The 21,615-nt window shown below is 52.0% G+C and carries 21 protein-coding genes; 18 read left to right on the top strand and 3 right to left on the bottom strand.

Going from position 1 to position 21,615, the window contains the following annotated elements:
* The first annotated feature begins 4 nt into the window (after positions 1-4).
* The 13 genes from ABJU74_RS04980 (at position 5) to ABJU74_RS04920 (ending at position 10,407) form a co-directional block, all read left to right on the top strand.
* A complete protein-coding gene (locus ABJU74_RS04980) occupies positions 5-238 on the top strand; it encodes a BolA/IbaG family iron-sulfur metabolism protein (protein WP_348383056.1) in 234 nt (77 codons plus the stop codon).
* A 21-nt stretch (positions 239-259) separates the two neighbouring features.
* Positions 260-595 carry a Grx4 family monothiol glutaredoxin gene (gene grxD / locus ABJU74_RS04975; RefSeq protein WP_348383055.1) on the top strand — a complete coding sequence of 112 codons (336 nt, stop codon included), beginning with the start codon at positions 260-262 and terminating at the stop codon, positions 593-595.
* Positions 596-1,153: 558 nt separating this feature from the next.
* On the top strand, positions 1,154-1,522 hold the full coding sequence (locus ABJU74_RS04970) for a BlaI/MecI/CopY family transcriptional regulator (RefSeq protein ID WP_348383054.1): 369 nt from the start codon (positions 1,154-1,156) through the stop codon (positions 1,520-1,522).
* Complete coding sequence (locus ABJU74_RS04965; protein ID WP_348383053.1) at positions 1,519-3,555, top strand: M56 family metallopeptidase; 2,037 nt, start codon at positions 1,519-1,521, stop codon at positions 3,553-3,555. Before ABJU74_RS04970 ends, ABJU74_RS04965 begins: the two co-directional genes overlap by 4 nt.
* A gap of 114 nt (positions 3,556-3,669) precedes the next feature.
* Complete coding sequence (locus ABJU74_RS04960; RefSeq protein ID WP_348383052.1) at positions 3,670-4,548, top strand: MBL fold metallo-hydrolase; 879 nt, start codon at positions 3,670-3,672, stop codon at positions 4,546-4,548.
* A complete protein-coding gene (locus tag ABJU74_RS04955) occupies positions 4,530-5,246 on the top strand; it encodes a DUF4230 domain-containing protein (RefSeq protein WP_348383051.1) in 717 nt (238 codons plus the stop codon). The genes ABJU74_RS04960 and ABJU74_RS04955 overlap by 19 nt, the downstream gene beginning before the upstream one ends.
* Entirely contained in the window at positions 5,243-6,334 is a 1,092-nt protein-coding gene (locus ABJU74_RS04950) for a kelch repeat-containing protein (RefSeq protein WP_348383050.1), read from the top strand. The genes ABJU74_RS04955 and ABJU74_RS04950 overlap by 4 nt, the downstream gene beginning before the upstream one ends.
* A 103-nt stretch (positions 6,335-6,437) precedes the next feature.
* Positions 6,438-7,451, top strand: coding sequence for a quinolinate synthase NadA (nadA, locus tag ABJU74_RS04945; RefSeq protein WP_348383049.1), 1,014 nt, complete (start codon positions 6,438-6,440; stop codon positions 7,449-7,451).
* 2 nt (positions 7,452-7,453) lie between these two features.
* Positions 7,454-7,912, top strand: coding sequence for an SMI1/KNR4 family protein (locus tag ABJU74_RS04940; protein ID WP_348383151.1), 459 nt, complete (start codon positions 7,454-7,456; stop codon positions 7,910-7,912).
* Positions 7,913-8,761 carry a carboxylating nicotinate-nucleotide diphosphorylase gene (gene nadC / locus ABJU74_RS04935; RefSeq protein WP_348383048.1) on the top strand — a complete coding sequence of 283 codons (849 nt, stop codon included), beginning with the start codon at positions 7,913-7,915 and terminating at the stop codon, positions 8,759-8,761.
* A gap of 34 nt (positions 8,762-8,795) precedes the next feature.
* Positions 8,796-9,221: a hypothetical protein gene (locus tag ABJU74_RS04930; RefSeq protein ID WP_348383047.1), complete on the top strand. Its 426-nt coding sequence runs from the start codon at positions 8,796-8,798 to the stop codon at positions 9,219-9,221.
* A gap of 29 nt (positions 9,222-9,250) precedes the next feature.
* Positions 9,251-9,706, top strand: a complete 456-nt coding sequence (locus ABJU74_RS04925) for a hypothetical protein (RefSeq protein WP_348383046.1) — start codon at positions 9,251-9,253, stop codon at positions 9,704-9,706.
* On the top strand, positions 9,703-10,407 hold the full coding sequence (locus tag ABJU74_RS04920) for a ribonuclease T (protein ID WP_348383045.1): 705 nt from the start codon (positions 9,703-9,705) through the stop codon (positions 10,405-10,407). The genes ABJU74_RS04925 and ABJU74_RS04920 overlap by 4 nt, the downstream gene beginning before the upstream one ends.
* A gap of 18 nt (positions 10,408-10,425) precedes the next feature.
* Here the strand turns inward: ABJU74_RS04920 and ABJU74_RS04915 are convergent, their stop codons facing one another.
* From ABJU74_RS04915 to ABJU74_RS04905, 3 genes are read right to left on the bottom strand one after another with little or no spacing between them, the layout of a single operon-like run.
* Positions 10,426-10,869 carry a DUF4112 domain-containing protein gene (locus ABJU74_RS04915; RefSeq protein WP_348383044.1) on the bottom strand — a complete coding sequence of 148 codons (444 nt, stop codon included), beginning with the start codon at positions 10,867-10,869 and terminating at the stop codon, positions 10,426-10,428.
* Positions 10,870-10,901: 32 nt separating this feature from the next.
* Entirely contained in the window at positions 10,902-12,419 is a 1,518-nt protein-coding gene (locus ABJU74_RS04910) for an ABC transporter substrate-binding protein (protein WP_348383043.1), read from the bottom strand.
* On the bottom strand, positions 12,416-13,960 hold the full coding sequence (locus ABJU74_RS04905) for a peptide ABC transporter substrate-binding protein (protein WP_348383042.1): 1,545 nt from the start codon (positions 13,958-13,960) through the stop codon (positions 12,416-12,418). Before ABJU74_RS04905 ends, ABJU74_RS04910 begins: the two co-directional genes overlap by 4 nt.
* A 77-nt stretch (positions 13,961-14,037) precedes the next feature.
* Here ABJU74_RS04905 and ABJU74_RS04900 point away from each other — a divergent pair, with 77 nt between their 5' ends.
* From ABJU74_RS04900 to ABJU74_RS04880, 5 genes are all read left to right on the top strand, one after another.
* Positions 14,038-15,222 carry an acyl-CoA dehydrogenase family protein gene (locus ABJU74_RS04900; protein WP_348383041.1) on the top strand — a complete coding sequence of 395 codons (1,185 nt, stop codon included), beginning with the start codon at positions 14,038-14,040 and terminating at the stop codon, positions 15,220-15,222.
* A gap of 390 nt (positions 15,223-15,612) precedes the next feature.
* A complete protein-coding gene (locus ABJU74_RS04895; protein ID WP_348383040.1) occupies positions 15,613-16,209 on the top strand; it encodes an Ig-like domain-containing protein in 597 nt (198 codons plus the stop codon).
* 77 nt (positions 16,210-16,286) lie between these two features.
* Complete coding sequence (locus ABJU74_RS04890; protein WP_348383039.1) at positions 16,287-16,640, top strand: hypothetical protein; 354 nt, start codon at positions 16,287-16,289, stop codon at positions 16,638-16,640.
* Entirely contained in the window at positions 16,637-20,860 is a 4,224-nt protein-coding gene (locus ABJU74_RS04885) for an RHS repeat-associated core domain-containing protein (protein ID WP_348383038.1), read from the top strand. The genes ABJU74_RS04890 and ABJU74_RS04885 overlap by 4 nt, the downstream gene beginning before the upstream one ends.
* Positions 20,857-21,219 carry a hypothetical protein gene (locus tag ABJU74_RS04880; protein ID WP_348383037.1) on the top strand — a complete coding sequence of 121 codons (363 nt, stop codon included), beginning with the start codon at positions 20,857-20,859 and terminating at the stop codon, positions 21,217-21,219. Before ABJU74_RS04885 ends, ABJU74_RS04880 begins: the two co-directional genes overlap by 4 nt.
* Positions 21,220-21,615: the final 396 nt, after the last annotated feature.

The raw sequence follows: 21,615 nt of genomic DNA, 5'->3' as shown, positions 1-21,615 counted from the left end.
AGAAATGCCAATGGCCAGCAAAGATATTAAGGCAATGATTCTCGCCGCCTTTCCGGACGCCATCGTTGAGATTGAGGATCTGGCAGGTGATGGCGATCATTATGCTGCCTCAGTCCTCACGTCAGATTTTGCGGGCATGAACAGAGTGAAACAGCATCAAGCGGTCTATGCCGCTTTAAAAGGTAAAATGGGTGGAGAGCTGCATGCCTTGCAGCTGACGACCGGCGTTCCCGGCTAGCATCCAAACAGGAGATAGAACATGAGTGACGCAGTGCATGCCAAAATCGATACGATGGTGACGACCAATGACGTTGTGCTTTTTATGAAGGGCACGCCGCTTTTCCCGCAATGTGGATTTTCCAGCAAGGCAGTGGCCATTCTGGAACATCTCGGGGTCGGCTTTGAATCTGTCGATGTCCTTCAGGATATGGACGTGCGACAGGGGATCAAGGAATTTTCTGATTGGCCAACCATCCCGCAACTCTATGTCAAAGGAGAGTTTGTCGGCGGCAGCGATATCATGATGGAAATGTACGAAGCGGGCGAATTGGGCGAATTAATGGCCGCAAAAAAAGTCGCTCCCGCAACCAGCTAAGGGCTTTAAACCCGTGGGATGATCCATCCCTCGCGCTCGCTTTCAATCGATAGCGTTGATCTTGCACTTTGGTGCGCATTAAAGCGTTACGGCTTTTTTTGCGTCGGCTTGCAATCGGCCCTTTTTGCCGCAAAAAAGAAACGGCCCGGATTAGGAGATCCGAGCCGTTCTAAAATGGGTATAGTGGGTAGTCTAAATTTCTAATGAGAGGGGACGGCGAAGACCAGAACGCTGTCCCTCTCATTTGCGTTTCATGGGTGTGAAACATAGGAACACAGTTATCCTTGCACCCCCTGTGCCACATTTATCACCAATATGTTTTTCAAGCACTTAGTTGGTTAAACGGCCGTTAACTTGATCGGCGGTGTAAACTTTTCCGACAAATTTATGGATATGTTCACCCGCAATTTGGCGGCAGACGATGAAACGGTTCACCGCATTTGTAAAATTACACATTTACATTTGTGGTCGATGAAACTACATATGTAGTCGTTAGCGAGTCTCAGACCCGCTTTTCGACCAACAAAGCAAGTAGTTTGGATTGGGGAGAATCAGGACATGGTTGAACGTATCAGCGATGCCGAACATGAGATTATGGAGGTGCTGTGGAAAACAGCACCGCTGACCGCTACAGAAGTGGCTGACCGCGTTGCCGATGCGCGCGGCTGGTCTTTGCAAACCGTGAAAACCTTATTGTCCCGACTGGCGACCAAAGCGGTCATTGGCACCGAACGCGACGGGCGCCGCTTTCTCTATTCCCCGCTGGTCGAGCGCGATACCTATTTGACTGGCGTTTCACGCAAATTTGTCGACCGCTTGTTTGGCGGAAAGGTGACGCCTTTGGTTGCTCATTTGGCGGAAGCCGATGAGTTAAGCGCTGATGATATCAAGGAAATCGAAGAGCTTTTGAGGGAGTTGAAGGCATGACCGACTGGATGATGGACACGATGGTGTCGATGACATTGCTCATGCTTTTGGTCCTAGCGATCCGCAAGCCGGTAGGTCATTTCTTTGGGGCCCATATTGCCTATCTGCTTTGGGCACTGCCATTGGCACGCTTGTTCATGCCAACCTTAACGTTACAGGCTCCGCCGCCAGCAGAAACGGCAGCGCCCGCCTTGGCCGCGCCGATTCTTACAGACATAGGTCTAGCAGCGCCTGCGGATCCAGCGGGAATGGCGGCCTTGGCCTCGATCGACTGGATGCTTATCGCATTGGTTGTCTGGCTCGGCGGCGCTGGCATGTTGTTTATCAGCAAAATGGCGTCTTATTTTCAGTTTCGCGAAGATATTGTCTCAGACGGCCATCTGGTTGGAAGCCATGGACGGATTAGGATTCTCGAAACGGCTGCGGTTACAGGTCCTCTGGCTTTCGGTCTGTTTGAAAAATATATTGCCGTGCCGACGAATTTTTTCCGTGACTATGCTCCGCGCGAACGCGAGTTGGCGCTCAAACATGAAATTGCCCATCATGAGTCGGGAGATTTAGCGGCCAATTTCATTGGCCTCGTCATCCTGTCTTTGCATTGGTTTAATCCTGTCGCCTGGTTCGCTTGGATTGCCTTTCGCCAGGATCAAGAAACCGCATGCGACGCGCGTGTTTTGCAGGATAATGGTCGCGATTTACGGGCGGTTTATGGGCGGACCATTGCCAAATCCGTTTCGGGTCACAAGCTAGGCTTGGCGAGTCCCTTGAACCAAAAAAACAAAATTAAAGATCGATTGAAAATGCTTGGCCAATCTGAGAAATCGACCATGCGAAAGCGTGCCGGTGCATTGATGGTTGGTGCGAGCACGGTAATCGCTCTGCCGTTGACGGCGACGGTTACCTATGCGGTTGAAGCAGAAGCCCACCCGCATGATGACGCCTTGGCCATTGCCAAAGATCAGCCGGCACAATCCAATCCGTTGAAAATTCGCAGCGGACCAACCACGGTTGATGTCGGCAGCACCGGTGTCGTGGTGATGGAAAAAGGCAGCAACGGCTACAAATATACAATCGCCAATGATCAGGGCCGATTTGAATTTAAGTCCGAACGCAAATTGTCGGAGAAACAGGTCGCCAAGAAAATTGCGAAAATGCAACCCATCAGTCAACAAATGGACACGAACTGGCAACCCGTGGCTCCTAAGCCTCCCGTAGCACCCATTCCTCCTGCGCCACCAGAATTTGACGGCGATGCGCGGGATGCGTCCGAAGAAACGGTCAATATCACTATGCTCAATGGTGAAAAAGACTGGGCCAAAGTTCGTTCAAGCGGAAAAGAACATGTTCACCGTGTCAAATATAACGGCCGCACCGTGGTGTTGCGCACCAATCGCAAGCTCGACAAGGATGAATTGCGTGAAATGGTCGCGGAAGCCGAAGAGTCTCGCAAAGAAGCTGAGCGTGAAGCGCGGGAATATCAGCGCGAGAAAAAGCTATCGGCACGCGAGCGCCGCGCCGCCGAACGCGAAGTCGAGCGGGAAGTTGAACAGGCATTGCGCGAAGCGAATCGTGAAGCCCTTGAAGCGGCGCGCGAGGCGCGCAATGAAGTCCGTGAAGCCTTAAGAGAAGCGATAGAAATTCAGCGCGAAGCGCAAGAGGAAGCGCGTGAAGCGAAGAGCGTTGCCGCGCGTCTTTGGGAAGTCTCTCAAATTGCTTTTAAACCCAATTTCCGCGTGAAAGCGGTCACGGCCAAAAAGATCAAAACAGGGAGTTTTTCTCCTGCGGATTGTGCCGCGATGAACAAGAAAATTGCCTTTGCCGGAAGCAATAATGTCAATGACCCCAAATGGGCCAATGTCGTGGGTTGTGTGAAGGTGAACAAAAAGCTGGCTTTGGAAGTCACGTTGAAAAGCTTGAAGAAACAGCGCAAAAAAACCGCTGAATGCAACCACAAGAGCCACCAAGACAAATTGCAAATCGAAGCCTTTGATCGAGAAATTAAAGAATTGGAAGCCAAGCTTTCGATTACATAAAATTTCGCAAAACCTATCGTCACAAGATCGGGAGTGAGTCCAATTTAGGGCCGCTCCCGATTTTGTTATAATATTCACGTTTGTTTTGCAGGCGGAATATGCCACATCTTCAAAATGAGCGAAGATTTTGATCCGAGTAAATTCCCCACAGGGCTTGCAGAGCAGATGGAACCCTTGGTGGTTCGCGTGCTGGCGGGCAATCCTAGTCCCTATACCTATACGGGAACCCAGACTTATTTAGTGGGCAATCAATCTGATCGAGCGGTGATTGATCCAGGCCCCGCCATAGAAGAGCATATTGATGCGATTGTCGCAGCAGCGGCAGGCGCGAAAATCACCGCTATCATGTGCACGCATACGCATCGGGATCACAGCCCGGCAGCAAAACCTCTCGCCGCGCGCACTGGCGCCAAAATTATCGGTTGCGCGCCGCTCGTCCTCGAAGATGATGGCCCGCGCGCAGATGAAAGCTTTGATAAAGACTATGCGCCAGACCAGATATTGCAAGATGGAGAGCGTTTTGCCGGTGACGGCTGGACGATCGAAGCGGTTGCAACGCCGGGGCACACGTCCAACCATCTATGTCTCGCCGTTGCAGAATCGGGCGCCATGTTTACCGGCGATCATGTGATGGCTTGGTCGACCAGTGTGATTGTTCCGCCCGATGGCGATATGGCTGACTATATGGCCAGTCTGCAAAAAATCTATGAGCGGGACGACAAGGTCTATTATCCGGCCCACGGCAAGAAAGTGGATAAACCCCGGCAGCTTGTGCGCGGTATGATGGGACATCGCAAACAGCGTGAACGCCAGATTTTAAAACTGCTCGAAGAAGGTCCCTACGTGATACCCGATATGGTCACGCAAATGTATAAAGGCCTTGATCCCCGTCTCAAAGGAGCGGCTGGTCAATCCGTCCGCGCGCACTTGGTTGATCTGCAAAACCGATCCATCGTTGCGGTGGAAGGAGAGACTTGGACGATTTTATCATGAACCGCCGCTTCGCCATCCCCTTGGCGATCATGGCCGGCATCATAGCGATATTGGCTCTGTTATCCTGGTTAATTTTGTCAAAATTTGAAAGCGGCTTTACGCCGGATCCTGTCTCCATCGCCAGTGCCAGTCTTGATGGCTTGCGCGAACAAAACCGACTGACCGTCTTTGTGGCTAGTTATAATGCCACGGTAACAACAACTGAAACCAGAGTGGGACTATCCGCACGCAAGACCCTGATCATGCCCGGATCGGTGCGATATGAGGTGGATCTTGCTAAACTCAAGCCTGCCGATGTCCGCTGGGATGCAGATAGCCAGACATTGTTCGTTGCTATGCCGCCTATCGAAATTGCGCGACCGGAAGTGCAGGTCGATCGGATTCAGAGCTATGATGATGGTGGTATTTTAATGGCCTTGACCGATGCCGAAGACCGTTTGGATCAAGCCAATCGGACAAAGGCGGTTGCGGAATTGGCGGAGCAGGCGAAAAATCCCGTACAGATGCGCCTCGCGCAGGATGCAGGCCGGCGAGCCGTCGCCAACAGCTTTGTCCTGCCGCTGCGCGCAGCCGGTCTAGACGCAACGGTCGATGCCTTTTTCCAAGGTGAGCGCGGTGGCGATCCGGGAAATCGCTGGGATGTTTCCCGTTCAATTGAAGCGGTGCTCTCCGAGCGCGACGAACAGGAGGAAGAATGATAAATTTGTGGCTCCATCGTCTGCCCGCCATGGCAATGGGTATCGTCTTAATTGGCTTAGCGGCCTGCGGGCAAGAACCAGCCGATCCAACCGCATCAGCAGTGGCGGGATTTGAATTGCCCATGCCGATGAGCAACAATGCGGTCGCGGCGGCAGAAGGACCAGATGGGCCGACACTCTATAGTTTCAACGGACTGCAAGCGGGCAAAACGTGGCAAGATACGAGCAATGCGGCCTTTGCCTGTATCATTAGCATCAAGCAATGCGAGGAAATTGCCGCCGTGCCGGTGGACCAGGGCCGGTTGGCGAGCGCAGCTGTGACCATTGCTGGGAAAATCTATATATTTGGAGGCTATACGGTCGCAGAAAATGGCGATGAACTGTCCACACCAGAAGTATTTGCCTTTGATCCCCAGGCCAACTCCTATGCCCGGCTCACCGATATGCCGACCCCTGTCGATGACATGGTTATATTACCCTATCGTGATCGCTATATTTATCTTGTTTCCGGGTGGCATGATGAAGGCAATGTCAGTCTAGTGCAGCTCTATGATACACAATTTGATCGTTGGAGCGTGGCCACCGAATTTCCTGGGAAACCGGTTTTTGGACATGCCGGGGGATTGGCCAATCACAGCATGATTATTGCTGATGGCGTGGCCGTTGCGGGATTGGTAGATGGGAAGCGCAAATTTGCTGCCGCTCCTTTTGTCTGGCGCGGTGATATTGATCCTGGCGATCCGACACGCATAAGCTGGCGCGCCGTTGCCGCCCATCCTGGTGGCCCACGTTATCGCATGGCAGCCGCGGGTGACAATAGCCGCGGCCTGATCCTTTTTGCGGGCGGCGGGGACAATCCCTATAATTATAATGGTATCGGCTATGACGGGGAGCCGGCCAATCCCACTGATCGGGTATTTGGCTATGATCTGAAGACGGATACTTGGCGCGAATTGGGTGTTCTCGCCACACCCAGCATGGATCATCGCGGACTCGTAAAATCGGGTGACCATCACTATATTATGGGCGGAATGGATGCGAAACAGGCCGTGTCCGCTCGGATCTTGAAATTTCGCATCGATGATTGATTTCCATTGGGCGCTGACTTGTTCTAAACAGATCGGGAATCAATTTTAGCGCACCTGCTGTGATTGTGTCGGCGGGTACGAATATAGAGAATAGGATAGGAATATGGACGCACGTGGCGGAATTGGCGGAAGCTTGGCTGGAGTGGATGTGGTGGAAGAAATTCACCGTCTGCGCAAAGAGCGCAACGCGATCATCCTGGCGCACTATTATCAGAAACCGGAAATTCAGGATATTGCCGATTTTGTCGGTGACAGTCTGGAATTATCCCGCAAAGCTGCTGAAACAGATGCCGATGTAATCGCATTTTGTGGTGTGAAGTTCATGGCGGAAACGGCGAAGATATTGTCGCCGGAGAAGATTGTCGTGCTCCCGGATCTGGATGCGGGCTGCAGTTTGGAAGACAGCTGTCCGCCGGATAAATTCAAGGCGTTTCGCGACGAACATCCTGACCATATTGCGCTAACCTATATTAACTGCTCGGCCGAAGTGAAGGCGCTGTCCGACATCATTGTGACCAGCTCATCTGCGGAACATATTCTGTCGCAAATTCCAAAGGATCAGAAGATCATATTTGGTCCCGACAAGCATCTGGGCGGCTATATTGCCAAGAAAACCGGCCGCGACATGTTGTTATGGCCAGGCGTGTGTATTGTCCATGAGGCGTTTAGCGAGACCGAATTGCTGAAGCTGCAAGCAAAACATCCCGATGCGCCCGTAGCGGCCCATCCGGAATGCCCAGCCTATATATTGGATCATGCCGATATGGTCGGTTCAACGAGCGCGATCTTGAAATATGCCAAGGAATTTGAAGGCGATACAATCATCATCGCGACTGAACCGCATATCATCCACCAAATGGAAAAAGCGGTTCCGGAAAAGAATTTCATCGGCGCGCCCGGTGCGGACGGTAACTGCAACTGTAATATCTGCCCCTATATGGCGCTGAACACGATGGAAAAGCTTTATGTCGCCCTGCGCGATTTGGAACCCCGCATCGAGATGGACGAGGAACTGCGCCTGCAGGCCCGCAAGTCAATCAACAAGATGATGGAAATGGCGAGTGCAACCGTAGGACAGGGTGATTTGGGACCAGCTGATCTGGCACATGAGGATTGAGCGTGATCGCAGCATGTAAGAAATTGCAGCTGCGTTGGCAGAGTCAAGATGACGTTGTTCGGCCTTCTGGGACCCATAGTGGGCAGATAGCAGCAATTGAAGAACGATACAGTTTGGAGCTGCCGCGGCAGTTCCGGAATTATTTGGAAACGACTGTGCCGCAGGCAGATTATTGCGGTATGGATGATGAGTATTTTGAATGGTGGCCGACCGAACGAGTCAAAAATATTCCCGATGAATATCCGCACCCCTTGAGTAACGGCATAATCGCTGGACAATCGGAGAGATATCTTTTCTTTGCTGATTATATGATCTGGTGTTGGGCATGGGCTATTTCCTGCACGCAAGATGAAAATCGAGGGAAAGTCGTTTTAATAAACGGTCTCACGGATCAGTTTGTTGCTGATAGTTTCGATGATTTCGTTAACAAATATATGCACAACCCGGAAGAGCTTGGATAAATGACCTTCACCTTAGACCGCTTCGACCTCGATGCCTTCGTGTCTTCCACCCTCGCTGAAGATCTCGGTCCTACGGGCCGCGATGTCACCTCGGAAGCCGTTATTCCGGAGGATGCCATTTTCACCGGAGTGATGGATAGCCGCCATGATGCAGTTGTCGCGGGCTTGCCCATTGCTGAGGCTTTTTTCCGCTCACTCGATCCTGATGTTGAAATTGAAATTCTGGCGAATGAAGGGGAACTGGTTTCGGCGGGTACCGATATCATGCGCTTGAAAGGCAAGGGGCGGGCGATGCTCACCGCAGAGCGCAGCGCGCTCAATACGGTGCAGCATCTGACCGGTATTGCCTCGATGACCAATGAATATGTCCGCAGGATTGTGGGCACGGGATGCACGTTGCTGGATACGCGCAAGACGATACCTGGACTGCGCGTCTTGGAAAAATATGCCACCCGCATGGGCGGTGCGGACAATCATCGCATGGGCCTGTGGGACGCAGCGATGATCAAGGATAATCATGTCGCCGTCGCTGGCAATATCTCAGAAGCGGTGCGCCGAGCGGTGAACGCTGGAATTGAACGGATAATTGTTGAAGTGGACCGGGTGGATCAAATTGAACCCGCACTGGCAGCCGGGGCGACCCATTTGCTGCTCGATAATATGGAGCCTGCCACTTTGCGCGGGGCGGTCACGCTGATCGGCGGACGCGTGGTGACCGAAGCATCAGGCGGTGTGACGCTGGAAACAATTTTCGACAAGGCTGATACAGGTGTCGACTTCATCTCCGTCGGCCGTTTAACACAATCGGCCCCGGCAGCGGATATCGGGTTGGACTTTGCACAGGTCTAAGCTAGTCTGACCGAGGTAAGCAGGGAAGGTCAATATGCGGCCGCAATCTATCATAATTTTCGAACGTCTGTTTCTGACCTCTTTGGTCTTGGGCATGATCAATGCTTTTTTGACATGGGATGTAACCATGACGGCGTTGGCGGCTGATCCGACGACCGCGACTTTAGGGGTTGGCTTCATCTATGGCGTGCTGGCTTTTTCTTTTGTGATCAATATTTTGCTCTGGTTTTTTATTGCCCGGAAAGCCAGCAAAGTGGCCAAATGGATTTTGATCGTCTTTTTTGTGATTGGGTTGGCCGGACTGCCCTCCTCGCTCACTTCCTTGCCGATATTAAATGCCGCCATTGCCGTGGCGATTACCGTAATGCAAGGCATTGGCTTGTTCCTGCTGTTTCGAACCGATGCCAAAAAATGGCTGAACGGTGAGCAGCATGTGGATTTGGAAAAAACCTTTGAATGATGAAACCCAGCATGGGGTAGGATGTTAAGGTGGAAAAAGCACAGCGTCCCAAATCAATTTTATGGTTTGAAATATGTTTTCTGGCCTCGATATTAAGTTCAACAATTGATCTGATTATGCATTGGGAAAGCTTTTGGTTCGACACAGAATTTGATGATGCATCGCGCCAATTTTTTGTCATTGTCACCATGCTCACTTTGGTTGCCAGCTATGCCATTCAAATTTGCCTGTGGTATTTCATAGCTCATCGCGCGAGTAATTTTGCACGCTGGGGGCTGGTGGCTCTGACCATTTTGGGATCGCTAAGCATTGCGATAAATTTTAAGGCTTTTGCGGGGTCGGAATTGATCTTTCTGATCGTTACCCAATCTCTTGTCCTGGCTTCCATCCTGTTCTTGTTCCTCGGCAATTCCAGCGAATGGTTTCGGACCAAAGGAGCCATCACCACCGGCGCCACAACCCAATTATCGGATATTTTCAGATGAAGGCCATTATCTTCCTCATACTCCTTTTGGCTCCGACCCTTGCGCAGGCGCAATCCTATCAGTGCCGGGCGCCATCTTTGTCCAAGCCTGCATCGCCCGTGCGCAAACCGGCCGATGAATCGAGGCGTATCATCCCGGTCAGCGGCTATACATTGGCGTTAAGCTGGTCGCCGGAATTCTGCAGAACGCGGCAAGACAGCAAACGGCATGCAACGCAATGTGGCGGCGATAATGGACGCTTTGGTTTTATCCTGCACGGTCTTTGGCCTGATGCCCAAGGCGACCGCTATCCTCAATGGTGCCGGGCGACCAAGCCCTTGCCGCCTGCCGTGGTGAAACGCAATTTTTGCATGATCCCATCCCAGCGCCTGATGGCCCGGGAATGGGCAAAACATGGCACATGTATGACCCAGCAACCACAAACCTATTTTCGGATTTCGCGGATCATGTTTGATGCAGTGGAATTTCCCAACATGGATCGCTTGTCACGAAAGCCGTTGACGGCAGTTGATTTTCGCAAAGCCTTTGCTGCGGTCAATGACGGATTGCAGCCGGATATGATGCGGTTGAAGGTCAATGCACGCGGTTGGTTGCAAGAAGTGCGCTTATGTTTGGGTAAAAGTTTCCGGCCCCGGCGCTGTCCCCGAAATTTGCCGGCTGTTCGAGACAACCGTCCGCTGAAAATCTGGCGGGGCGCTTAACCGGCTGCGATAGTGCTGTTAATCGCGCGGGAAGGCCACTTCTCCTTCGATAATATGCGAACTGGGATGATGTTTATCGAGATGCTTGCGGATGATCCGCAAATTGCGGCTGTTGGAGCGCCACAAAAAGTCAAAAAGGTCTCCGGCAAGCGGCACTGCGCCTAACGCTGTATCGATGCCGACATTGGTTGCCATTCGGGTTAACTGCCATTTTGACATGCCAAGATTACGTGCTTCCCATACAATATAGGCGCCCATAACGGCGGTGGCGATATCGCCGACAATCGGGATAAGTCCGACCAGAGAATCTAATCCAATAGGCTTGTTTATACCGGGAATGACAAATGCTCGCTCGAGCACTTTTTCCATGGCTTCCACGCGCACGCGCACCGCTTGCGGATCACGGCTCACATCAGGCAATTGTTCAGCTAAACGCTTCAATTGGTCTTCTGAAATAGCCATGCCCGCTCCCGCTAGTATTTTGTCTTTCATATTTAAGATATAGGTATTCCCACAAGCGGATTCAATGGGTGCCAGCCACGGGGATTAACGGCAAAGCCCCGTTGTCCGGGCCTGCTGATCGACCAACGGACCGGAACCGCGATAGGAATATAGTTATAATGTTGAACCAGCATAACTTCGGTTTCGGCATAAAGTCGCGCCTTGATCTGCAAATTTGTGGCGGCATTGGCCTCTGCAATTTTCGTATCCGCATCATTGAGACAGATAGGCGTTTTCGCGCAGGTCAGTTGGGATAAAAACCATTGCGCGCTGTCATAGGGTGCAATTTCATCGGTGAGGCGGACATCGGCTTCCTCGTTCAACGCGACTTTCCGCGCATCTAGTCCAATCCGCCGCAAATCCGAGCGGATACGCAAGAACAAGATATCGGCACCAGCGGCATCCGGCAGCGCAATGGTAAGCGGTAAGACCGGCCCTTCCAAGGCCTCCCAGCGGCTTACATGTTCACGCGTAAAAGCCTGACGGTCCTGCATCGTCATGCTGGTCCAGTCGGGCCGCGCGTTGATACCGGTCACATTAAGTGCATCGGGTATGATTTTCTGTCGGCTTTGCCAAGCAGTGACATTGGGAAAAGATGTAAGCAATGCCGGGCGATCAATCGCCATGGACAAGATTTCGCGGTTGGTTGGCAGCGCCCAAAACCCATTGGCGCGAATAAAGGTCAGGCCGAACAGGCCGGCAACGGGGTTGAGGCGCAAATCATTGCTGCTCACGCCGGCTTCTTCAACAAGCGGGAGATGATGGAATTTGCCGTTCAGCACCAAATCCGTATAGCCGGCCGTATAGCGGGCTAAGGCTTTGGCCGCTTTTTCACTGCGCAAAATTACACGCCGCGGGTCATTGGAAGGCTTTTCTTCCTCTGCATCTGTTTCCGCTTCTGTGTCTTCAGATGATGGCGACAATTGATTAAAGGCCTCCAATGTGAAGAGAGATTCCTGTTCCAGCGTGCTCATTGGGCCGGCGCCATGGCCTGCCCGAAACAGCCCCATTTCCGGCTGCGCCATAAGTTGCAGAAAATTGGGATGAGGGGAATTGAGGCGGATTTCGATCACTCGGCCAGTCATCGAGATAATTTCATCAACCGCTTGCAAATCGCGCCCAAGGCGACTGGGTCGCAATTCGGCGATACGTTCCTGCAATAATGTCGCGATGCGTTCTGCTGTGACTTGCCGGCCATCATCCCATTTGGCTTCATTGAGCCGGAAAATATAACTAAGGCCATCATCGGTAACGATCCAGCGGGCAGCCAGCGCCGGGACCACCCGGCCTTGTTCATCAAAGCCGACCAAGCCGCGTGCGATGGCGGCGCGGGCAGAAGCAGAGGCGTAATTTAACTGGATCCCAACCGGTTTTATCGTCGGTTGGTCATCTTCGATCACGCTGACTCGAGCGCGATCTTCATCGCCAACATTGCTACAAGATGCCGCGCCCGCCGACAGGATGAGGGCCGTGATCACGGTGCGGAAATCGAGGCGGGCTTTTCCTGTCATTGGGGCCTTATACGCAATGTTCTGCTAGGATGCACATTGGAAATATTATCCTCCCATCCTTCAATTCTCTCGCGCACTAAGGATCGGGTCACATAAAAATAAAGGGGTAAGATCGGCATGTCATCCACTAGCATGGCATCTGCGCGGCGCATCCTTTCATCACGTTTGTCTGGATTGGCGGTTGCAATGGCCAGGGCCACTTCAGCATCATAGCGTGGATTATCATAGCCGGAATAATTGCCCGACCCATTTTCCGGTTGATGGACGGTTAGAAAATTTTCAGCGACCGGTAAATCGGCAATCCATCCTGATCGGGCCAAAGCAAAATCATGGTTGCGCAAGGCGGCAAAATGCAGGGCAGCTTCGCTGTTGAACAAGCTCGCTTTGACGTTGAGCGGCTTCCACATGGCGGCAAGCGCGACGGAGACCCGGCGATGCTCAGTGGAACTGTTAAAGCGAATTTCAAATTCCAATGGTCGGCGGGCATTAAAGCCCGCTCTTTCCAGCAGGGTCTTGGCTGCTTCGAGCCGGCGTTCACGCGTCCAATGCGCCCAAATGGGTTTGGCGCTTATACCGCCGCTCAACCCCGGTGGTAGCAAATTCCACGCGGGCTGATTGCCGATCCCAATGACTTTCTCAGCGATCCATTCGCGTTCCACCGCCATCGACAAAGCGGTGCGAACACGGGCGTCGTGAAACGGTGGTTTTCTGGTGTTGAACGCGTAATAATAGCTCCCGAAATAAGGAACGCTGCGAGCCAGCCCGGGGTGATTGCGGTTGAGCCATTGGTGCCGGCTGGCTGGATAGTCGGCGGCAATATCTGCGCCGCCTGCCAAAATTAGCCGCATCGCAGATAGGCTATCATCCATAGGTTTCCAGATGATATTTGCCGTGGGTGCGGGCGTGTCATGCCACATCGGGTTTCGGATCATTTTGGCGTGATCGTTTAATTGCCAGGACACCAGTTGATAAGGTCCGCTTGTCACTATGGGGCGCTCATTGGTCCATTGTTCACCGGCCTGTGCGATGCGATGGAGAGGCAGTGCAGCCATTGCTGGATGGGCCAGTAAGACCGGCAAAGAGGGCGCTGGCGCGTGGAGCGTAATGACCACCGTTTGTGCATCAGCAACCGCGACTATTTTGATATTGCGGAAGAGTGCTTTGGTTGGCGACGCGGTTTGAGGGATATTCAGACGATCCCAAATTTCCGGAAATATCCTGGCGTCAAAAGCGGTACCATCGGAAAATTGCAGCTTATCGCGGAGCGAAAATGTCCATTGCAGTCCATCGGCGGAAACCGTCCATTGGCGGGCCAGTCCAGGTTCCGCTTCGCCGGAAGCCTTGAGACGGGTCAGTCCTTCAAACTGGTCAGCAGCAACGCGCAGTGATGACAGATCGGAGATTTTTTGCGGGTCGAGCCCTTTTATCTCTGAATCAGATAGGCGCACAATTTGATCCGGACCGGGCGCAATATTCGACTGTTCGCTGCCGGTGCAAGCAGACAACATAAGAAGGAACCCGAAAAGAGCGATGATCCGCATTAACCTCTTAGTAGATGTTTTTGCTGGATCGACAAATAGTAACTCTTATGCTGGCCTGCTATTTGGGAGATTGAGACATGACGGGCTGGCGATATGATATTAGTGGGCAGGGCGGTGAGACGGGCAATGCTATTTTGGCGCTCTTACCTGAAATAGCCGACCGCGCAGCCGAAACCGAGCAAGCCCGGCGCTTGCCAGCCGATTTGGCGGCAAAATTGGCGCAAGCAGGAGCCTTTAATCTGTCCAAGCCTGCCATTCTTGGCGGCCTGCAATTGCCGCCTACGGAATTTATGCAAATGGTTGTGACCATGGCGGAAGCGGATGCCAGCGTCGGCTGGTGCGCGATGATTGCGGTGACCTCGACATTGGCCGCTGCCTATATGGACAAAAACCCGGCTGAAGAGATTTTCGGACCGGCGAGTATTATTACCGGCGGCGTGTTCGCTCCCATGGGCAAAGCCGAGGATAGGGGGGATCATTATTTGCTTTCCGGTCAATGGCAATGGGGATCGGGTTCGGCCAATTGTTCCTGGCTCGGCGGCGGTGCGATGATTTTCGAGGAAGGTGTGCTGCAGAAATTTGACAATGGAGCGCCCTATCATCGCATGTTGTTTTTTCCCGCTGAACAAGCCCAGTTGATCGATAGCTGGCATGTTTCGGGGATGAAGGGGACCGGATCGGGTGACTTTAGCGTGGAGAATATCAAGGTTCCAAAAGCGCGCAGCGTATCTTTTGTTGCCGATCGTCCCCGCGACCCCGGTGCCCTCTACAAATTCCCACTTTTTGGCCTTTTGGCACTCGGTGTTTCCTCCGTTGCATTGGGCAATGCCCGCGCCGCTTTGGAAGAAATCAAGCAAATTGCACGCACCAAAAAAACACCCGGCGGCGGACGCCATATGGCGCAGCGCGCCACCGTACAAGTGGAGATAGCCCGCGCGACTGCGCAGCTGGAAGGCGCTTTTTCTTTCTTGGAGGACGCCGTCGACAGGGCGTGGCAACAAGCCCAGTCCAGCGACGCTATCACGCCAGCAGTACGCGCACAATTGCGCTTGGCTTGCACCCATGCAACGGAGACCGCGGCCGATGCCTGCAAAACCGCATATAGTCTGGCCGGCGGCGCGGCCGTTTATACAAGCAGCAACTTGCAGCGCCGGTTTCGCGATGCCCATGTGGCCACACAGCATATTGCCACTGCACCCGCTGTGTTTGAACTGGCTGGCCGAGTGCTGTTAGACCAACCGGTTGATATGGCGATGCTATAAGGGTCTGACGGGAAATTTGCAGGTAAAGCGCAAGCATCTCAGCGAGCTTTCGATTTGGAACGAATTGAAGCCATTTGCAGATAGCGGGCTTTGCACCCGCGTTTGGATTTTTGGGATGCTAGCGCGGTGCCCGAAACCATCCGTTCACCAACAATATTAGTTCTCGAGTCGGGTGGATACCAAACTATTTTTCGTCTTCTCATGCACCGCAGAACAAGGACCGAATGGTTTTTTTTAGAGCTCTTTCGCAAAAAAATCATAGCTGCGCATCGCCAGAAAAACTGACGTTATGCAGGCTTGGGATGTGGGTATATCCGAAATGGACCAGTCTCTCAGTTGACCCGATAAAAATGCAGTGACAGCTTCTGTAAAGACCAAAGAGGGGGTTTTATGGACTTTGCTGGGTTTGTTATGCGCGGGATCGCGAAGTGCCGATCCCATCAGGTTGATCGCAGCAATGCAGACAGGTCCTGGCCCTTAATTTCTTTCATAGCCATCGCTTCTCTGGCCGCAGGAAGCTCCGCCTTTGCAACAGAGACTACTACCTATGAATATGATGCACAGGGCCGTTTGATAAAATCATCCAAAACTGGCGGCCCTTCAAACGGCAAGAAAAAATGCACCAGCTATGATCCTGCCGGCAATCGCACCAATCAAACCGTGACTTCAGCGAGCTGCACCGGGGGAACCGGCGGCGGTGGTGGAGGCGGCGGCGGCAGTAACAACCCGCCTGTCGCGGTGAATGATTTCATGGTGACATTTTGCGGTGCTGGCGGCGTCAATGTCCTCACCAATGATAGCGATCCCGATGGCGATACGATAACTGCGATCAGCGTGACCGGCGGCATGGGCGCGACTATTTCGGGCGGCAATACAGTGGTCGTTACGGCAGGTTCAACCGGAACGCTCACCTACACGATCCAGGATACGAGCGGCGCTACCGCCACGGCAACGATATCCGTGTTTGAAGATTGCGGGTTTTTCTGATGCGGATATTTTCTCAGCAGTCAGCCAAATTCCCGTCCTCTTGTAGTCCGCAACGCCGATTTAAAAAGGAACGACCGATGAGAAATTTGTTAGCTCTGGTGTCCTCCGCTGCAATGGTAGCGGTTCTCCCAGCACCCATAGTGACGGCGTCAGCATCCGCCAAAGCCAAAGATGAAATCTGCATGGTTAGCCGCACCCAGGGCCGGCAAGGCGGTGACAAACAAATTTCGATCATTGTGAAGAAACAAAACATCGCCTTGATGCGAGAACGTGGGTTCAAGATATCCGCGTGCAAGGGCGATGCGGCCAAGCGCGACAGCTATAAGAAACAAATCTGCAAATTTGCCAGCATCGCTCCGGCTGATGCGCAAGCGGCGTTTAAAGCACAGCATGGGGCGTCGCCAACTGAGCTTTGTCAGGCAACCAAATGAAACGTGTAAGGGGCATGGGGCACAATATGCGGACAATTTTCACCAGCATCATCTTGGCGTGGACTGCGTTGGTTTTGGCAGCGGGCACAGCGAGTGCGCAGCAGATTAAGCCGCTGGAAATTGAACCGGATGAAAATGGGGTTGATCTGCTCACAGGGCGTGTGGCTACCAAAGAGCCTGCATTATCTGTTCCAGGTGCCGGCAATCTGACCTTTACGAGAATGAGTGAGATATTGCCATTCATGACGGGTAAGGCACCGCCCGGATTTGATGACAATAGCTTTCAAGTGAATGGTGGCGGTACTACGTCTGATTCATTCTTCTGTCCCGAAGATGTCGAATGCCAGTCAAACAAATATAACGGGTCCTATTTATTAGCTGGTATGAGCACCCGGACGTTTACCTACAGTCAGGGCGGTTCGGGTCGGCAAATATTTTTCGATAAGCAATTTTCTTGGTATAATTTAAGCGGCGGTGGCTGGGGCTTTGCCTTTTATCCCTCCTGGATAAAATGGACTAACGGCGAACAGCATAACTATACCTATGATCTTTATGCTTCAGGTATAACCGTTCAACATCGGCCCAACAAGATTACCAGTAATCTGGGTTACGAAATGCGTTTTACGTATCAATCGAACACTGGCAGCAATGTGGGGTGGCGGAAAGTTGCGAGCGTTGCCATCTACAAATCTTCAGCGCCCAGCACTGTTTTGGCCAAACTGACATATAGCGCCAATACTGTTACTGATCTCGAAGGACGCACTTGGACTTGTGGCGGATGTAACTTTGGTATGGATGACCTACCGCAGGTTAACGCCACAACATTAAAACTCCCCGGCGAAGCAACCAATAGCTATACGGCAACTGCTTCCTCCGCTGGTGCGCCTTTGGCCAAGCCGGTGGGACAAGTGGTGCGCGATGGCACCACCTGGAACTATAGCTATCAGGGCTTGACCACTGTCTATCAGGATCCATCGACGCCGAAATTTAACAAAATCACCGTAACTGGCCCATCGGGATTTACCCGTTCAGCCGATATTTATCATCCGCCCAATCAGGATATCGGCCGGATTTCGCCGCGCGTGACAAAAATCACCAACGGATTGAATCAATCCGTCAACTATGAGCATGATATTCATGGCCGGCTTACGAAGATCACTCAGCCGGAAGGCAATAGCGTCTCAGTTACCTATGATGGACTGAGCAATATCACAGAAAAACGGACCAAAAATAAGAGCGGCGGCGGCGATATCGTGGAAAGCGCATATTATGCCAGCAGCACAGGAACCGTGCCTTGCTATGGTATCATGTGCTTCCGCCCCGGTTGGACCAAAGACGCGTTGGGCCATCAGACAGATTACACATGGGATATAACCCATGGCGGGATGTTGACCAAGGTTGAACCGCCCAATCATCAAAGCAAAAGACGCAAAACCATTTATGAATATGAAAATGTTGGCGGTGTGTACCGGGTTAAAAAGGAGCGGATGTGCTCGGTCCATGTCAACGGCTCGAACGATACATGCGGCACGGCGACCGAGCAGGTCACCGAATATACATACTGGGGCAATACGTTATTACCGCTGACGGTGAAGCGTACCAATGGCACCGGATCGCTCTCAGCGATCACGACCAATGCCTATGACGCAGCAGGGCGATTATTATCCACTGACGGACCGCTGGCTGGCACCGGCGATAAAGTGTATAATCGCTATGATCTGGTTGGCCGCAAGACTTGGGAAATTGGCCCCATCGGCGGCAATGGCACGCTGCGCAAAACAACCCGAACAACCTATCGGCCAGCAGATAGCCAACCGACAAAAGTGGAAGTGGGAACGGTATCGCATCCCGGCAATTTGACACTAAATGTCACACAAACGGTTGATAATAGTTACAATAATCGCCGGCTATTGACCAAATCGGAAGTCAAGGGGGGCAGCACCAAATATGCCGTTACCCAGACCAGCTATAATGCCCGCAATCAGGTGGAATGTTCTGTCGTTCGCATGAATCCAGCGCAATTTAACTCCCTGCCATCCAGCGCCTGTACGCTGGATACACAAGGCACTATGGGGCCTGACCGGATCACCAAAAACACGTATGATGTGCTTGGCCGCCCCATTAAAACCGTTGGCGGCTATGGCGCGATGAACGGCGGCGCGGGCAATATTGAAATTGAACTGGGCTATACCACCAATGGACAGGTGGCTTGGCGCAAAGATGGCAATGGCAATAAAACTACTTATCTCTATGAAGGGCATGATCGTAACAACCTGATCTATTTTCCGCACAAAACCAATGTTGGGATATCTGATCCCAATGACCGCGAATCTTTCTCTTATGATGCCAGAGGTAACGTAATTTGGAACTACAAACGCGACAATAGACGGGTGCGTTATACCTATGACAATGCCGGTAATGTATTTCTAAAACGGCATTGGACTACAGGTATTGGGTATAGCGATCATGTCTATTATGGCTATGATGGCCTGGGTCGGCCATTATATGAACGTTTTGCAGCACCGAGCGGCAAGGGTTTGAACCATGCCTATGATGCTTTGGGACGGCTTTCGCTAACAACCGACACAACGGGCGTGGGCTCCCGCACGCTCAGCTATCAATATGATATTGCCGGGCGGCGCACGCGTCTGACCCATCCTGATGGCAAATATTTTGTCTATGACTATTTTAGTGATGGTTCACTGCATCGCATCAAGGAAAATGCCGGTGGCGCAATCGTTACCAATGCCTATGATACGCAGCTGAGGATGAGCCAGCAGGCCCGCTATTTGCAGCAGACCAATCTGGCTTATGATGCTGTCTCTCGCCTCACAAGTTTGAACCATAATCTCTTGAATACAGCGAATGATGTCACCACAACATTTGCTCACAACCCGGCAAGCCAAATCATATCGCGCTCCATCAGCAACGACGCTTATGCCTGGGGCGATGATGTGGATGTGAACCGCAATTACGCGACCAATGGGCTCAATCAATATACCAGTGCGGGTCCCGCCAGCTTTACCTATGATCCCAATGGAAACCTGACGGGAGATGGCGCGAGCAGCTATGTCTATGATACGGAAAACCGTCTGACATCCGCATCTGGGGCAACCACAGCCACGCTGACTTATGATCCCAAAGGCAGGCTCGCCAGCACATCAGGCGGTGCGGCTGGGACGACCCGGTTCCTCTATGACGGGGATGCACTGGTGGCCGAATATGCCAATGACGGCACAACTTTACTGCGCCGCTATGTGCACGGCGCAGGCGTCGATGATCCGCTCGTCTGGTACGAAGGCGCCGCCACCGCCATTTCCAATCGGCGCTTTTTAATATCCGATGAGCGCGGGTCGATTGTGGCGGTCACCAACGGCTATGGCGATCCGCTCGCCATTAACAGCTATGACGACTGGGGCATTCCAGCCGACACCAATCTGGGCCGGTTCCAATATACCGGGCAAATCCATATCCCCGAACTGGATATGTATTACTACAAGGCGCGGATGTACTCTCCCACGCTGGGCCGGTTCATGCAGACCGATCCCATTGGCTATGAAGATGGCATGAATATGTACGCCTATGTCGGGAATGATCCGATGAATAGTGCTGACCCGAGTGGGCTATCTGTTCGATGTGCTGCCAAACTATGTGATTCCAGTGAACTTGAAGGTCTCCAAGGTAACAGTTTAGGTGCCATACAAAGTAAGATAGCTGGGAGTAAGCCTACCGAAGGACGGGCGCGTGTGGCAGCGGCGAATGCTGCTTCTGCACAAAATAGCGGCAATAACTCCTCTTCTGTAAGCAACGTTTCCGAAGGAATTAGGCGAACCGCTCAACGCGGAGAACCCGGAGAAGCCGGAGCACAGGCTGCGGCAGACCTCATTGATGCTGCTGAAAGGGTAAACGATGCAAGGGCTTTGGGGATAAGGGGGATCGGACTATTGTCGGCGGCCGCTGGTGTGATAAGCATCACGACACCTGATTCAGACGACTTCGAAGCTGGTGCGAGACTGCGAGGTGGAGCAATACGCGACCGGCAGGGACGGGTTTTTGTTAGAGACAAGGATGGCCATAGAGGCAGTGCTTGGAAAGTTTGGCCGTCAGTCAGAGCTTTTCAAAAAGGCGGTACTCAATTCTCTGTAAAAAGTGATGGTACAGTGGTAAAAACTAAGAAAAATAAAGTTGGACGTGGAACTCGAGGAAGACGACGTAGATGAACGATTTTTTGCAAGACGCCTTTGAACCTTTGATAATCTCAAGAACAGATCTGGAACGCATTGTTCTCAAGTTGCTAGAACTATGGCCCGAAAACATTGCTTGTGGTCAAAAAGAGTTTGGTCCTAATAGCTTTACTAGTCGAACTCTGACCGAACAGGGCAGAGTTGTCCGTCGAAAGTTTGAAGATGTTAACTGGGGGGATAATACTGATATCGCAGCTGTGGCTATGGATTTTGTTGGTTTAGCTATTAAGGTTTGCTCAAAATACCTTACGGTGGTCCACCCCAATGAGATCGATATAGAAATGGTAATTTATGATATTTCTGCACGTGATGACATAGTCGTGACTGAGACTTAACTTAAATTACGGTGACAGTTTACTTAATCCCGAATAGGACCCGCCATATTGGTTGTTGGCCATTACTAACAAATCCTTTCCATTTGAATTACAGTGACAGTTTACCTTAACCCCTAATAGGGCCCGCCAAATTGGTTGTTGCGAATTACGGTGACAGTGTACTAAATACACCAATAGATAACCGTTATCTGATGACCCGGTTTCGCGCTTGTCCTCGCTCAACATTAATCTTAACGGCACGGCGCGAGATTTGTTGAATTACGGTGACAGTGCACTAATTTCCTCTCTCAGCTGACCGTTACTGACAAACACTGGATATTTACCGATCAGCGCCACGTCTCTACCCCATGGAATTACGGTGACAGTTTACTAATTGCATTAAATAGGTTTGCACCA

Origin of the sequence: Parasphingorhabdus sp. (assembly GCF_039982415.1) — a bacterium.
Taxonomy (GTDB): domain Bacteria; phylum Pseudomonadota; class Alphaproteobacteria; order Sphingomonadales; family Sphingomonadaceae; genus Parasphingorhabdus.
The sequence above is the reverse complement of the archived record's forward strand: the minus strand, read 5'-3'. Positions and strand labels throughout refer to the sequence as shown.

Coding starts and splice junctions, on each gene's coding strand:
- ABJU74_RS04980 (WP_348383056.1), top strand. CDS start 5: ATGCCAATGGCCAGCAAAGATATTAAGGCAATGATTCTCGCCGCCTTT.
- grxD (WP_348383055.1), top strand. CDS start 260: ATGAGTGACGCAGTGCATGCCAAAATCGATACGATGGTGACGACCAAT.
- ABJU74_RS04970 (WP_348383054.1), top strand. CDS start 1,154: ATGGTTGAACGTATCAGCGATGCCGAACATGAGATTATGGAGGTGCTG.
- ABJU74_RS04965 (WP_348383053.1), top strand. CDS start 1,519: ATGACCGACTGGATGATGGACACGATGGTGTCGATGACATTGCTCATG.
- ABJU74_RS04960 (WP_348383052.1), top strand. CDS start 3,670: ATGAGCGAAGATTTTGATCCGAGTAAATTCCCCACAGGGCTTGCAGAG.
- ABJU74_RS04950 (WP_348383050.1), top strand. CDS start 5,243: ATGATAAATTTGTGGCTCCATCGTCTGCCCGCCATGGCAATGGGTATC.
- nadA (WP_348383049.1), top strand. CDS start 6,438: ATGGACGCACGTGGCGGAATTGGCGGAAGCTTGGCTGGAGTGGATGTG.
- nadC (WP_348383048.1), top strand. CDS start 7,913: ATGACCTTCACCTTAGACCGCTTCGACCTCGATGCCTTCGTGTCTTCC.
- ABJU74_RS04930 (WP_348383047.1), top strand. CDS start 8,796: ATGCGGCCGCAATCTATCATAATTTTCGAACGTCTGTTTCTGACCTCT.
- ABJU74_RS04920 (WP_348383045.1), top strand. CDS start 9,703: ATGAAGGCCATTATCTTCCTCATACTCCTTTTGGCTCCGACCCTTGCG.
- ABJU74_RS04915 (WP_348383044.1), bottom strand. CDS start 10,869: ATGGCTATTTCAGAAGACCAATTGAAGCGTTTAGCTGAACAATTGCCT.
- ABJU74_RS04910 (WP_348383043.1), bottom strand. CDS start 12,419: ATGACAGGAAAAGCCCGCCTCGATTTCCGCACCGTGATCACGGCCCTC.
- ABJU74_RS04905 (WP_348383042.1), bottom strand. CDS start 13,960: ATGCGGATCATCGCTCTTTTCGGGTTCCTTCTTATGTTGTCTGCTTGC.
- ABJU74_RS04900 (WP_348383041.1), top strand. CDS start 14,038: ATGACGGGCTGGCGATATGATATTAGTGGGCAGGGCGGTGAGACGGGC.
- ABJU74_RS04895 (WP_348383040.1), top strand. CDS start 15,613: ATGGACTTTGCTGGGTTTGTTATGCGCGGGATCGCGAAGTGCCGATCC.
- ABJU74_RS04890 (WP_348383039.1), top strand. CDS start 16,287: ATGAGAAATTTGTTAGCTCTGGTGTCCTCCGCTGCAATGGTAGCGGTT.
- ABJU74_RS04885 (WP_348383038.1), top strand. CDS start 16,637: ATGAAACGTGTAAGGGGCATGGGGCACAATATGCGGACAATTTTCACC.
- ABJU74_RS04880 (WP_348383037.1), top strand. CDS start 20,857: ATGAACGATTTTTTGCAAGACGCCTTTGAACCTTTGATAATCTCAAGA.